The following is an 11,625-nucleotide window of genomic DNA, read 5'->3' as shown; positions in this document are numbered from 1 at the left end:
TGTCCAAAGACGAAGGTGGCCGCCACACCCCGTTCTTCAACAACTACCGTCCCCAGTTCTACTTCCGTACCACGGACGTGACCGGTGCGATCGAGTTGCCAGAAGGCAAAGAAATGGTGATGCCGGGTGACAACGTGTCGATCATCGTCAAGCTGATCAACCCGATCGCCATGGAAGAAGGCCTGCGTTTCGCCATCCGCGAAGGTGGCAAGACGGTCGGTGCCGGTGTGGTTGCCAAAGTTATCGCGTAAGGACTACCATGGCTACCAAACAAAAAATCCGTATTCGTCTGAAGGCTTTTGATTACAAACTCATCGACCAGTCGGCCGCCGAGATTGTAGATACCGCCAAACGCACTGGCGCCATTGTTAAAGGCCCGGTGCCTTTGCCAACGCGCTTTAAACGTTTTGACATCCTGCGTTCACCGCACGTCAATAAAACCAGTCGCGACCAGTTTGAAATCCGCACGCACCAGCGCCTGATGGATATCGTTGACCCGACGGATAAAACCGTTGACGCGTTGATGAAGCTGGATCTTCCTGCAGGTGTGGATGTAGAGATCAAGCTGCAGTAGGTTTGAAAGGGCTTTTCGGTAACTGAAAAGTTCTGGACCATGTATTGACTGAACTTGCAACCTGACGGGGTTCGGAATATACTATTAGGCTGCGTTGAAAATGCCAGGCATGACAGCGCAGTTTTATTAACAGTCTCTCACGCAAAACGTTGTAGCCAATTGAAGTTGCAGCGGTGAGAGTTACGGAGAAAAAAATGAGTCTGAGCAACTCCCTAGGGTTGCTGGGCCGCAAGGTGGGCATGATGCGCCTATTCACCGATGAGGGGGATTCAATCCCTGTCACGGTGGTAGATGTCTCTAACAACCGTGTGACTCAGGTCAAAACCCAAGAGAATGACGGCTACGTCGCCTTGCAGGTGACGTTTGGTGCGCGCAAAGCTTCGCGCGTCACCAAGCCTGCGGCTGGGCACCTTGCAAAAGCAGGTGTTGAAGCAGGTGAAATCATCCGCGAATTCCGCCTGACCGCCGATGTGGCTGCGCAGTACAAAGCAGGCGCAACGGTGCCTGTGACGGCTGTGTTTGCTGTCGGTCAAAAGGTCGATGTGCAGGGTACTACCATTGGTAAAGGCTTTGCCGGCACGATCAAGCGCCACCACATGAAGTCGCAGCGCGCGTCGCACGGTAACAGCCGTTCGCACAATGTGCCAGGTTCCATCGGTATGGCTCAGGACCCAGGTCGCGTGTTTCCTGGTAAACGCATGACGGGTCACTTGGGAGATGACACGGTCACCACCCAAAACCTGGATGTGATTCGCATTGACGAAGCTCGTCAACTGCTGATGATTAAGGGTGCTGTTCCTGGCTCAGCCGGCGGTTTTGTAACCGTTCGTCCTGCTGTCAAGGTCAAAGCCATCAATACTGACGTGAAAGGAGCGAACTGATGCAGCTCGAACTCCTGAATGACCAAGGTCTGGCTACTTCAAAATATGAAGCGCCGGAAACCGTGTTCGGTCGCGCTTACAACGAAGATCTGGTACACCAGATCGTTGTTGCTTTCCAGGCCAACGCCCGCCAAGGCACGCGCGCTCAGAAAGACCGTGAGCAGGTCAAGCACTCAACCAAGAAGCCTTTTAAGCAAAAGGGTACGGGTCGCGCTCGTGCTGGTATGACCTCTTCGCCGTTGTGGCGTGGAGGCGGTCGGATATTTCCGAACATGCCGGACGAAAATTTCACACAGAAAATCAATAAAAAGATGTATCGCGCTGGCATGGCGTCCATCTTGTCGCAGTTGGCTCGCGAAGGTCGCCTGGCTGTGGTTGATTCCATGAAAGTGGACTCACCCAAGACAAAGTCCTTGGCTGCCAAGTTCAAGGCCATGAATCTGGAATCCGTCTTGGTGATTGCCGATGAGGTTGATGAAAACCTGTACCTGGCATCCCGGAATCTGGTGAATGTTTTGGTTGTGGAGCCACGCTATGCTGATCCAGTGTCCCTGGTTCACTACCGCAAGGTGATTGTCACCAAGGCGGCGATGGAAAAACTGCAGGAGATGTTCGCATGAGTCATGGTCCAAATCTGACTACATTTGACGAAGGTCGTCTGATGCAAGTGCTCGTCGCGCCTATCGTGTCCGAAAAGGCAACGATGATCGCGGAAAAGAGCAATGCAGTGACCTTCAAGGTGCTGCAAGACGCCACCAAGTATGAAATCAAGGCCGCTGTGCAATTGATGTTCAAGGTTGAGGTTAAAGGCGTCTCTGTGGTGAACACTAAAGGCAAAACCAAGCGTTTTGGCAAGTCTGTTGGCCGTCGCGATAATATTCGCAAGGCTTATGTGACGCTGAAGCCTGGGCAAGAGCTGAACCTCGGTGGGGAGGCTGCGTAATCATGGCTGTTATCAAAATGAAACCAACTTCCCCAGGCCGTCGTGGCGTGGTGAAGATTTCGCGTGATCATTTGTACAAGGGTGAACCCTTTGCACCTTTGTTGGAGCCTCAGTTCCAGCATGCCGGTCGCAACAACAATGGTCATATCACTACCCGTCACAAGGGCGGTGGTCACAAACACCACTACCGTGTGGTTGACTTCCTTCGTACCAAGGATGGTATTCCGGCCAAGGTCGAGCGCATCGAGTATGACCCGAATCGTTCGGCGCACATTGCGCTGGTCTGCTATGCCGATGGCGAACGTCGTTACATCATTGCCCCGCGTGGCCTTGAGGTCGGTGCATCCATCATGAGCGGCGCAGAAGCTCCGATTCGTGTGGGCAACACTTTGCCTATCCGCAATATTCCGGTGGGTTCCATCGTGCATTGCATTGAGTTGCAAATCGGCAAAGGCGCGCAAATCGTGCGCTCTGCCGGTACCTCTGCAACCTTGCTGGCGCGTGAGGGCATCTACGCTCAGGTGCGTATGCGTTCGGGTGAAGTTCGCAAGATTCACATCGAATGTCGCGCGACCTTGGGCCAAGTAGCCAATGAAGAGCACAGCCTGCGCCGTCTCGGCAAAGCGGGTGCCAAGCGTTGGAAGGGCATCCGTCCGACCGTCCGTGGTGTGGTTATGAACCCGGTGGATCACCCTCATGGCGGTGGCGAGGGCAAGACCGGTGAAGGCCGTCATCCAGTCGATCCTTGGGGTAATCTGACCAAGGGTTACCGTACCCGTAACAACAAGCGCACGCAGGTCATGATCGTGTCGCGTCGCAAGAAGTAAGGGGCAGGTAAATGACTCGTTCTCTCAAAAAAGGTCCGTTTGTTGACCATCACTTGGTCGCAAAAGCCGATAAGGCGGTTGCCACCAAAGACAAAAAGCCGATCAAGACCTGGTCGCGTCGCTCAATGGTTTTGCCCGATTTCATCGGCTTGACCATTGCGGTGCACAACGGCAAACAGCACGTGCCGGTCTATATCACCGATCAAATGGTTGGCCACAAGTTGGGTGAGTTTGCTCTCACTCGGACTTTCAAGGGTCATCCGGCGGACAAAAAAGTCCAAAAGAAATAAGGAGGTGACCATGGAAACACGTGCAACCCTTCGTGGCGTTCGTTTATCGGTCGACAAAGGCCGTTTGGTCGCGGATTTGATCCGCGGCAAGAAGGTGGATCAAGCCTTGAACATTTTGCAGTTCACGCAGAAAAAAGCTGCCGTGATCATCAAGAAGGTTCTCGAGTCCGCCATTGCCAACGCTGAGCACAATGACGGTGCCGATATCGACGAACTAAAGGTGAAAACCATTTTCGTTGAGCAAGGTGCATCGCTCAGGCGCTTCACGGCCCGCGCAAAAGGTCGTGGCAACCAAATCAGAAAACCCACGTGCCATGTGTACGTGACGGTTGGTAACTGAAAGAGGCCAGGAAGATATGGGACAAAAAATCCACCCAACCGGCTTTCGCTTGTCGATCAGCCGCAACTGGGCATCACGCTGGTACGCCAACGACCGTGATTTCGCGGGCATGCTGGCTGAAGACATCAAGGTACGCGAGTACCTGAAGGCCAAGCTGAAAAACGCGTCTGTGTCGCGTGTATTGATCGAGCGTCCTGCCAAGAATGCCCGTATCACGATTTTCTCGGCTCGTCCGGGCGTTGTGATCGGTAAAAAAGGCGAAGACATCGAGAACTTGAAGCGTGAGTTGTCGCGTCAACTCGGCGTGCCGGTTGCAGTCAACATCGAAGAGGTGCGCAAGCCCGAAATTGATGCCAAATTGATTGCCGACAGCATTACGCAGCAGCTTGAAAAGCGAATCATGTTCCGCCGTGCCATGAAGCGCGCCATGCAAAATGCGATGCGTCTGGGTGCCCTGGGCATCAAGATCATGTCGTCGGGCCGGCTCAATGGCATTGAAATCGCTCGTTGCGAGTGGTACCGCGAAGGTCGCGTGCCGCTTCATACACTGCGCGCCGATATTGATTACGGCACCTCTGAGGCGCAAACAACCTACGGCATTATTGGTGTCAAGGTCTGGGTGTACAAGGGTGACACCTTGGGGCGTAATGATCTGCCTGCTGCTGTTGAGGCCCGTACCGATGAAGAGCGCCGTCCACGCGGTCCCCGTCGCGATGATCGCGGTGCTCGTCCAGGTGCAGACCGTCCGGCCCCCCGTGTTGCACGGCGCCCCCCAATGGGTGCCAACACAGCGCCGTCCGATGGCAGCGACAAACCCGCGGAGGCCACTGGGGCCGTCGCACCGAAACCCGCCGTTCAGCGCGTCCGCAAGGTAGCCGCGCCAGCTGCAGCAGCTGACGGCAAAGGAGAATAATTATGTTGCAACCCGCTCGTCGCAAATATCGCAAAGAGCAAAAGGGCCGTAACACCGGTATCGCAACTCGAGGTAGCTCGGTTGCGTTTGGTGATTTCGGTCTGAAGTGTATTGACCGCGGTCGTTTGACAGCTCGCCAGATTGAAGCCGCACGTCGTGCGATTTCTCGTCACGTCAAACGTGGTGGCCGCATCTGGATCCGGGTCTTCCCTGACAAGCCAATTTCCCAAAAGCCTGCTGAAGTGCGTATGGGTAACGGCAAAGGCAATCCCGAGTACTACGTGGCTGAAATCCAGCCGGGTAAGATCGTTTTTGAAATTGTCGGTGTACCAGAAGAGTTAGCTCGTGAGGCGTTTCGTTTGGCAGCTGCCAAGCTGCCTTTGCGGACCACTTTTGTGGCTCGCATGATTGGCCAGTAATCAGGAGAACATGATATGAAAACTACTGAACTACGCCAAAAAGACGTTGCCGGTCTGCAAGCAGAAGTCAAAGAGTTGCAAAAAGCTCACTTTGGCCTGCGCATGCAAAAAGCCACGCAACAACTCAACAACACCGCTACGCTGCGCTCCACGCGCCGTGATATTGCTCGCGCCAAGACCATTCTTGTCGAGAAGCAAAGCGCTGAAACATCCGCCAAATAAGGAGCGATAAATGACGGAAGCTAAAAAATCCCTCAAGCGCACCTTGGTTGGCAAGGTGGTCAGCGACAAGCGTGCCAAGACTGTGACTGTGCTGATTGAGCGTCGTGTCAAACACGAGCTCTATGGCAAGATCGTTGGTAAGTCCAGCAAGTACCACGCCCATGACGAAACGGGCGAGTACAAACTGGGTGACATCATTGAGATCACGGAAAGCCGTCCCATTTCTAAAACCAAGAACTGGGTGGCAACCCGCCTGGTTCAAAAGGCGGCTGTGGTTTAAGCCTTTGCAGTCCTGAGACTGCACGGTTCGTAGAAACGGCTCACAATGTGAGCCGTTTCTATTTGTATTTCTCTATGGGGCGGACTTCATGCGCTGTCTCACAAATTTCAATCCATCATTAAGGACCATTCAATGATTAAAGTAGGCGATCAACTTCCCGCAACCACCTTGATGGAATTTTCAGAAGTGGAGGGCGGCGGCTGCAGTCTCGGCCCTAACCCCGTGGACGTCGCGAAAGCCAGCGCGGGCAAGACCATTGCCCTGTTTGCTTTGCCGGGGGCCTTCACGCCAACTTGTTCGGCTAAGCATCTGCCTGGCTATATCCAGCACTTTGATGCGCTGAAAGCCGCCGGGGTTGATGAAATCTGGTGCGTCAGCGTCAATGATGCTTTTGTCATGGGTGCCTGGGCGCGCGACCAGAAAACCAACGGCAAGGTGCGTATGCTGGCCGATGGCGATGCGGCTTTTGCCAAGGCGACCGGCTTGACGCTGGACCTGACCGGCAAAGGCATGGGACTGCGCAGCAACCGTTACTCCATGCTGGTAAAAGATGGCAAAGTTGTCACGCTCAACATCGAAGCCCCCGGAAAATTTGAAGTCAGTGACGCGGCCACTCTGCTCGCGCAGGCCAAAGGCTGAGTCACTGATTGAATCGCAAAGCCCGCCTACCGTATCGGTGGCGGGCTTTATAGATTCACCTTCAGGTAGTGTGCCCCTTTAATCGGGTTGTGGTAATAGGGTTCGATTTCTTCGAACCCAAGGTCTTGGTACAAAGCGCGCGCGCTTTCCATGTCATTAAGCGTATCAAGCAAGACGCAGGCGTAGCCCGCCACCCTCGCACAATCCAAAATAGCTTCAGCTAGTTGGCGCCCGACACCATGACGGCGGAAAGCGGGTCGTACATAGAGCCTCTTCATCTCGCAAGCGTTGGGGTAGTCCACGGTATCGAGCGGCCGCAGCGCGCAGCAGCCAGCCAGTTGTCCATCTACCATGGCCATGAGCAATGCGCCACGTGGCGCGGCGTAGTCGCCCGGAAGTTCAGCCAGTTCAGCCTCGAAACCCTGAAAACACAAGTCAATCTGCAACGCATCTGCGTATTCACGCAAAACGCTACGCAGTTGGTTGAGTTCTTCCAACGTGTTGGGCACGATGAATTGGGTCGATGGAATTTTCACAGCTGAAGATTGTGCATCATGGCGGCGACAAGTTGTCGCGGCGCCTCAGCGCACCCCACCAGTTCATGCATTGAGCCGAAAGTGTAGCTGCAGGTGCAGTCGAAATTGGCGGATGATGGCCAATGAAGCGTCGAGCTGATGGCGCTCAAGTGTGCTCAAGTCTGCGAGCACGACCAGGTTGGTGACGGGTTGCCCGAGTGCGATTTGACGCAGGTTGTTACGCAACTTGAGTGTCATGAGCAAGTGCAATGTTTCCTTAAGATCACGGGCCATTTCGGGTGTCAGGGCATGTTGACTGGCCAAATCATGCAGCCGGTCAACCGTACCCAGGGCCTCCAGTCGGTGCTCCAGGGCGAGCGCGCGCACACCGTGGACGATGGGGAAAGTGCCGAGTTTTTTGAGATCGAAGGTCTGCGCTGTCGCACCACGCAACCGGCTCAAAACGCCAAAGAAACCCGTGGCAGGCTCCCTGAACTGATTGATGGCGTCCGCCATTCGAGCAATGAAGACTTCGCTACCTTGGGCCAAATCCAAGGCAAAGGCGCGTGCGTCACCCAACAGCGTGGCGTCGCCCGATACAGTGTGGGCGTCAATGAAGATGGCCAGGTTCATGGCACCTTCCGGGGTGCCACCCAGCAACCAATGGCCAATCACTTCCTTGAAGCCGGCCAGCGGCTGACACCACAGCGGGTTGGTCACCATGATGTTGCCTGGGCAGGGGGGGTAGCCAAAGGTCAGCAGCGCGGTGCTGAAGCGGTTCACGATGTCGGCCAGACCCTCGCAGTGGTAGCCGTCACGCAGCAGCAAGGCGTTGTCCTGGTCGGTTTTCAGGATCTGCTCGCCCCGCCCTTCACTGCCCATCGCCAGCAGCGCACTGTTTTGAATCAGTTCGGCCGGTGCGACCAGCGACCAAAGGCGGGCAAATATTTGGGCGTTCAGACCGCTGACGAGGCGCGAAACGATGTCGATGCGCACGCCTCCACGCACCAACAGCCCAACGGACTCGTCCACCTGCTGCGCCGCCACTTTGAGTTCTTCGGCGCTATTGGCCTGATCGACCTGCAGGGCAATCAGGTGCGAATGGTTGGAGACAAAGCCCATCAGGTCGAGTTGGCTGAGCACGCCGAGAATCTCGTCGCCGTCCTTGACCAGGATTCGGTGCACCCGATGGCGCAACATGGTCAAAAGGGCATCAAACAACTCGGCGTCCGGCGGCAGTGTAATCAGCGCAAAGTGCGCTACCTCGCGCACCGCCAACGGTTGCGGCCGCAGCATGGCGTCGCGCAGGTCCGTGGTTGTGAAGAAGCCCAGTCGTGGCACGCCATCCAGGACATCGCGCACCAGTGCGCTGGTGCGTTGATGCTCGGACATCAGGTGGCAGACCGACACCATATCGGACGTGCCATCGACGTAAAAGGGAGGGTGCAGGGGGATGTCCCGCACCCTTACCAGCATCAGGGCAAGCAATTCGCGGTTGTGGTTGACATCCTCCTCCTCGACCAGTTGGCGCGACATGCCGGCAAAGACCCGGGCGCTAAAGCGCGCGTTGCTGGCAAGCAAGCTAAGGATCGTCGCCTTGGGCAGTTGCCACGCTTGTACGGCATCGAGCGCCGTGGCCGTGGCATGACAGCGCCCGGTCAGCAGCGCTCGCCAGCCTAGCGTTTCGCCAGCACCCAGCACCAGGCTGCTGGCGTCTTCGTCTTGTTGCACGTGGCCGACGCTCAACAGCCACAGGTGCTGCGGCACGGCGGTCGGCGACAGCAAGGTGTCGCCCGCGGCCAGACAAACGCGCGTGGCGGTCTCCCGCACCAGTGCCTGTTCGGTGGCGTTGAGTTCGTCAAAGGGCGCCACAGTAAAGCGAAAATCGTCTGACACTTGGGGTCCGTAAAAACAAGGAAGGTCTGTTAGCTTAACGCAGGCAGTCATTGAAATCTGCCATCAGACGATTTTCAGGTCGCCCGATGAACGCGACTGAGTAGTGATCGTCGCCTTTTCTCAAGGCATGTCCAGCACCTGATCGGCGTGTGGCTGCGGATGGGCATCGCGGACCACCCCGTCGTCTTCATGAATTAGTGTCATTTATGCCTTCAGCCCCCGTCAATAGGTCACTATAAGCTATCAATTGAATAGCGAACCAGGTTTGTCTGGGAAGCGCCCATCACCTGACACTCAATGAAAAAAAGGACTGCCAGCTTGACGCCGGCAGTCCTCAAAAGTTATCGGATGAATTGAAAATCATCCGATGAACGCCAGTATCAATGGCCTGACGCTGACGCCGATCCTATACCGGTTTCAGAGCGAATCTCCTGCGCTGGGTAACCCGCCCGGTCTTCCGTGGCACGGGCACTTCGGTCCATCAGCGACACCAGCCAGATCACGATAAACGCCGCAGGAATGGAAAAGATGGCGGCTGAGTCATACGGAAACCAGGCTGAACCCGCAGCGTGATGCAAAGCAAGCACCCACACACTATTGGAGCCAACCGTCAGCACCACAGCCATGATCAGGCCGACAAAACCACCCGTGACAGCCCCCTTGGTGGTGCAGTCTTTCCACAGCACCGACATGAACAGCACCGGGAAGTTGGCCGAGGCGGCAACCACAAAAGCCAGCATCACCATGAAAGCGACATTTTCTTTCTCGAACGCAATACCAAAGGTCACGGCGACGATGCCCAGGACCACCGTGGTGATCTTGGAAACGCGCAGCTCATCAGCCTGGTCTACCCGGCCTTTTCTCCACACCGATGCGTACAGGTCATGCGACACCGCAGTAGCGCCCGACAGCGTCAAACCAGCCACCACAGCCAGAATCGTGGCAAATGCCACCGCCGAGATAAAGCCCATGAACACGTTGCCGCCGACAGCCTTGGACAAGTGCACAGCCGCCATGTTGCCACCACCATTAAGTCCCTTGAGGATGTCACCATCCACGAAGTAGTCTGCGGGGTTGGGGATCAGGTTGGTGATAGCGCCAAAGCCGATGATGAAGGTCAGGATGTAGAAGTAGCCGATCCAGGTGGTAGCCCAGCCGACCGATTTGCGTGCTTCCTTGGCGCTTGGCACGGTAAAGAAGCGCATCAGGATGTGCGGCAACCCGGCGGTACCAAACATCAGCGCCATGCCGACCGAGATCGCCGAGATCGGGTCTTTGATCAGCGCCCCCGGGCCCATGATGGCGTCCTTCTTGGAGTGCACTTCAATGGCTTTTTCGAACATCAATTCGGGTGAAAAACCAAACTGCAGCATCACCGAGAACGCCATGAAGGTGGCGCCACCGAGCAGCATGCAGGCCTTGATGATCTGTACCCACGTGGTAGCCGTCATGCCGCCAAACAACACGTAAATCATCATGATGGTGCCGACCAGGATTTCGGCGTACAGATAGTCCATGCCAAACAGCAGCTTGATGAGCTGACCGGCACCAACCATCTGAGCCGTCATGTAAAACGCCACCACCGTTAGCGAGCCGCACGCGGCGAAGACGCGGACAGGCGTCTGCGAAAAACGATAACCGGCCACATCGGCAAAGGTGAATTTACCCAGGTTGCGCAGCCGCTCTGCCATCAGGAAAGTGATGAGCGGCCAGCCAACCAGCCAGCCGATCGAGTAAATCAGCCCGTCATAGCCATTGGCAAACACCAGGCCAGAAATACCCAGAAACGAGGCCGCCGACATATAGTCACCTGCAATTGCCAGACCATTCTGGAATCCGGTAATGCCACCGCCTGCAGTATAGAAGTCGGACGCACTCTTGGTCTTCGAGGCCGCCCATTTGGTGATCCACAATGTCAGGGCCACAAAGACGCCAAACATGATGATCGCGGTCCAATTGGTCGGCTGCTTGACGGCTTGCCCCAGATCGGCGCCGGCGGCATAGGCCCCGGCCGGCAGTGCCAACAGCGAGTACAGCGCGACGGCGCTTTTGGATTTGAAAAGACTCATCATTTCATGGCTCCCTTCACCACTTGTTGGGTTAGATCGTCATACAAACTGTTGGCGCGACGCACATAAATGATGGTAATGATGATGGTGTACACCAACACGCCAATACCCAGCGGCATGCCGATGGTGATGATGCCGGCGCCGATCTTGGTGGCGAGCAGGGGCTTGTTATAGGCCACCAACAAGATGAAGCCGTAGTACACGATCATCATGGACCAGGTGAGCCCCCAGCCGAAACTGGATCTCTTGGATTTAAGCTCCTGGTATTTTGGGTTGCTTACAACCCGTTGTATCCAGTCTTCTTGCATGAATGTCTCCTTCGTTGGTAATGTAAAAAACTTGCAAATTCAAGAAGGGGATTGTCTTTATCCTCTGCAAGTTGAAACTCAAGGTGCAACACCGTTTGAGGTACACGCCCAGTCTTGTTTTTGAAACTTACATCGGACTGTCATTTCGTCACATAAGTGCTGCTATTTACCAAGGGAAAACCCGCAATTGCGATCGCATTGCTGCCTGCGCGTAAGACCAAGGTAAGTGCGTGGGGGAAAATGCCAACCACAGGGTTGGCACAATCGACGCAGAACCCGTGTTCAGGAGGCAGCCGTGTTCAAAGAGATTGGCGTGCAGCGTCTGGTCGCCTTGTTTGTTGGCGGCTGGTTGCTGTTTAATTTTCCCTTGCTAGGCCTGTGGGATGTTGATGCGACCGTGCTGGGTGTCCCGCTGTTTCCCGCGGCTCTGTTCATTCTCTGGGGGCTGTTGATTGCCGCCGTGGCCTGGCTCATGGAGCGGTCGCAGCAGGCGCCGCAGGACGACTAGC

General features: G+C 55.6%; 17 protein-coding genes and 1 pseudogene. 14 read left to right on the top strand and 4 right to left on the bottom strand.

Annotation, left to right across the window (positions count from 1 at the left end):
• From tuf to WA157_RS02915, 13 genes and pseudogenes are all read left to right on the top strand, one after another.
• Positions 1-251 (top strand): annotated as a pseudogene (gene tuf / locus WA157_RS02975) (elongation factor Tu); the annotation flags it as partial.
• Positions 252-259: 8 nt separating this feature from the next.
• Positions 260-574 (top strand): 30S ribosomal protein S10, encoded by a 315-nt coding sequence (gene rpsJ, locus WA157_RS02970; RefSeq protein WP_011466059.1) that lies wholly within the window; start codon positions 260-262, stop codon positions 572-574.
• A gap of 194 nt (positions 575-768) precedes the next feature.
• Entirely contained in the window at positions 769-1,455 is a 687-nt protein-coding gene (rplC, locus tag WA157_RS02965) for a 50S ribosomal protein L3 (protein WP_422619534.1), read from the top strand.
• On the top strand, positions 1,455-2,075 hold the full coding sequence (gene rplD, locus WA157_RS02960) for a 50S ribosomal protein L4 (RefSeq protein ID WP_422619533.1): 621 nt from the start codon (positions 1,455-1,457) through the stop codon (positions 2,073-2,075). Before rplC ends, rplD begins: the two co-directional genes overlap by 1 nt.
• Positions 2,072-2,398 carry a 50S ribosomal protein L23 gene (gene rplW, locus WA157_RS02955; RefSeq protein ID WP_011466056.1) on the top strand — a complete coding sequence of 109 codons (327 nt, stop codon included), beginning with the start codon at positions 2,072-2,074 and terminating at the stop codon, positions 2,396-2,398. The genes rplD and rplW overlap by 4 nt, the downstream gene beginning before the upstream one ends.
• A 2-nt stretch (positions 2,399-2,400) precedes the next feature.
• Positions 2,401-3,225, top strand: a complete 825-nt coding sequence (gene rplB, locus WA157_RS02950) for a 50S ribosomal protein L2 (RefSeq protein ID WP_011466055.1) — start codon at positions 2,401-2,403, stop codon at positions 3,223-3,225.
• A gap of 11 nt (positions 3,226-3,236) precedes the next feature.
• Complete coding sequence (rpsS, locus tag WA157_RS02945) at positions 3,237-3,515, top strand: 30S ribosomal protein S19 (RefSeq protein WP_011466054.1); 279 nt, start codon at positions 3,237-3,239, stop codon at positions 3,513-3,515.
• 10 nt (positions 3,516-3,525) lie between these two features.
• Positions 3,526-3,855, top strand: coding sequence for a 50S ribosomal protein L22 (gene rplV, locus WA157_RS02940; RefSeq protein ID WP_293662334.1), 330 nt, complete (start codon positions 3,526-3,528; stop codon positions 3,853-3,855).
• 16 nt (positions 3,856-3,871) lie between these two features.
• Positions 3,872-4,768: a 30S ribosomal protein S3 gene (rpsC, locus tag WA157_RS02935; protein ID WP_318666136.1), complete on the top strand. Its 897-nt coding sequence runs from the start codon at positions 3,872-3,874 to the stop codon at positions 4,766-4,768.
• 2 nt (positions 4,769-4,770) lie between these two features.
• Positions 4,771-5,187, top strand: a complete 417-nt coding sequence (gene rplP, locus WA157_RS02930) for a 50S ribosomal protein L16 (protein ID WP_011466051.1) — start codon at positions 4,771-4,773, stop codon at positions 5,185-5,187.
• A 15-nt stretch (positions 5,188-5,202) separates the two neighbouring features.
• Entirely contained in the window at positions 5,203-5,409 is a 207-nt protein-coding gene (gene rpmC, locus WA157_RS02925) for a 50S ribosomal protein L29 (RefSeq protein WP_011466050.1), read from the top strand.
• Between the two features lie 10 nt (positions 5,410-5,419).
• Entirely contained in the window at positions 5,420-5,689 is a 270-nt protein-coding gene (gene rpsQ, locus WA157_RS02920) for a 30S ribosomal protein S17 (protein ID WP_011466049.1), read from the top strand.
• A gap of 132 nt (positions 5,690-5,821) precedes the next feature.
• Positions 5,822-6,328 (top strand): peroxiredoxin, encoded by a 507-nt coding sequence (locus tag WA157_RS02915; protein ID WP_422619532.1) that lies wholly within the window; start codon positions 5,822-5,824, stop codon positions 6,326-6,328.
• Positions 6,329-6,375: 47 nt separating this feature from the next.
• On the opposite strand, the gene WA157_RS02910 is transcribed toward WA157_RS02915, so the two are convergent.
• From WA157_RS02910 to WA157_RS02895, 4 genes are all read right to left on the bottom strand, one after another.
• Positions 6,376-6,858, bottom strand: coding sequence for a GNAT family N-acetyltransferase (locus WA157_RS02910; RefSeq protein WP_422619537.1), 483 nt, complete (start codon positions 6,856-6,858; stop codon positions 6,376-6,378).
• A 69-nt stretch (positions 6,859-6,927) separates the two neighbouring features.
• The gene (locus WA157_RS02905; protein ID WP_422619531.1) at positions 6,928-8,739 is read right to left on the bottom strand and encodes a putative nucleotidyltransferase substrate binding domain-containing protein; all 1,812 of its coding nucleotides are present in this window, start codon (positions 8,737-8,739) and stop codon (positions 6,928-6,930) included.
• 380 nt (positions 8,740-9,119) lie between these two features.
• The gene (locus tag WA157_RS02900) at positions 9,120-10,808 is read right to left on the bottom strand and encodes a cation acetate symporter (protein WP_422619536.1); all 1,689 of its coding nucleotides are present in this window, start codon (positions 10,806-10,808) and stop codon (positions 9,120-9,122) included.
• Positions 10,808-11,116: a DUF485 domain-containing protein gene (locus WA157_RS02895; protein WP_422619530.1), complete on the bottom strand. Its 309-nt coding sequence runs from the start codon at positions 11,114-11,116 to the stop codon at positions 10,808-10,810. Before WA157_RS02895 ends, WA157_RS02900 begins: the two co-directional genes overlap by 1 nt.
• A 295-nt stretch (positions 11,117-11,411) precedes the next feature.
• Between WA157_RS02895 and WA157_RS02890 the strand changes: the two genes are divergently transcribed.
• Entirely contained in the window at positions 11,412-11,624 is a 213-nt protein-coding gene (locus WA157_RS02890) for a hypothetical protein (RefSeq protein ID WP_011466043.1), read from the top strand.
• Position 11,625 lies beyond the last annotated feature (1 nt).

The sequence above is a fragment of the Rhodoferax ferrireducens genome, assembly GCF_049302455.1.
GTDB lineage: Bacteria > Pseudomonadota > Gammaproteobacteria > Burkholderiales > Burkholderiaceae_C > Rhodoferax > Rhodoferax ferrireducens_B.
Note: the sequence above shows the minus strand (reverse complement) of the source record. Positions and strands in the feature narration are given on the sequence as shown.

Bases quoted from the DNA above. Each gene is read 5' to 3' on its own strand.
- rpsJ (WP_011466059.1), top strand. From the start codon at position 260: ATGGCTACCAAACAAAAAATCCGTATTCGTCTGAAGGCTTTTGATTAC.
- rplC (WP_422619534.1), top strand. From the start codon at position 769: ATGAGTCTGAGCAACTCCCTAGGGTTGCTGGGCCGCAAGGTGGGCATG.
- rplD (WP_422619533.1), top strand. From the start codon at position 1,455: ATGCAGCTCGAACTCCTGAATGACCAAGGTCTGGCTACTTCAAAATAT.
- rplW (WP_011466056.1), top strand. From the start codon at position 2,072: ATGAGTCATGGTCCAAATCTGACTACATTTGACGAAGGTCGTCTGATG.
- rplB (WP_011466055.1), top strand. From the start codon at position 2,401: ATGGCTGTTATCAAAATGAAACCAACTTCCCCAGGCCGTCGTGGCGTG.
- rpsS (WP_011466054.1), top strand. From the start codon at position 3,237: ATGACTCGTTCTCTCAAAAAAGGTCCGTTTGTTGACCATCACTTGGTC.
- rplV (WP_293662334.1), top strand. From the start codon at position 3,526: ATGGAAACACGTGCAACCCTTCGTGGCGTTCGTTTATCGGTCGACAAA.
- rpsC (WP_318666136.1), top strand. From the start codon at position 3,872: ATGGGACAAAAAATCCACCCAACCGGCTTTCGCTTGTCGATCAGCCGC.
- rplP (WP_011466051.1), top strand. From the start codon at position 4,771: ATGTTGCAACCCGCTCGTCGCAAATATCGCAAAGAGCAAAAGGGCCGT.
- rpmC (WP_011466050.1), top strand. From the start codon at position 5,203: ATGAAAACTACTGAACTACGCCAAAAAGACGTTGCCGGTCTGCAAGCA.
- rpsQ (WP_011466049.1), top strand. From the start codon at position 5,420: ATGACGGAAGCTAAAAAATCCCTCAAGCGCACCTTGGTTGGCAAGGTG.
- WA157_RS02915 (WP_422619532.1), top strand. From the start codon at position 5,822: ATGATTAAAGTAGGCGATCAACTTCCCGCAACCACCTTGATGGAATTT.
- WA157_RS02900 (WP_422619536.1), bottom strand. From the start codon at position 10,808: ATGAGTCTTTTCAAATCCAAAAGCGCCGTCGCGCTGTACTCGCTGTTG.
- WA157_RS02895 (WP_422619530.1), bottom strand. From the start codon at position 11,116: ATGCAAGAAGACTGGATACAACGGGTTGTAAGCAACCCAAAATACCAG.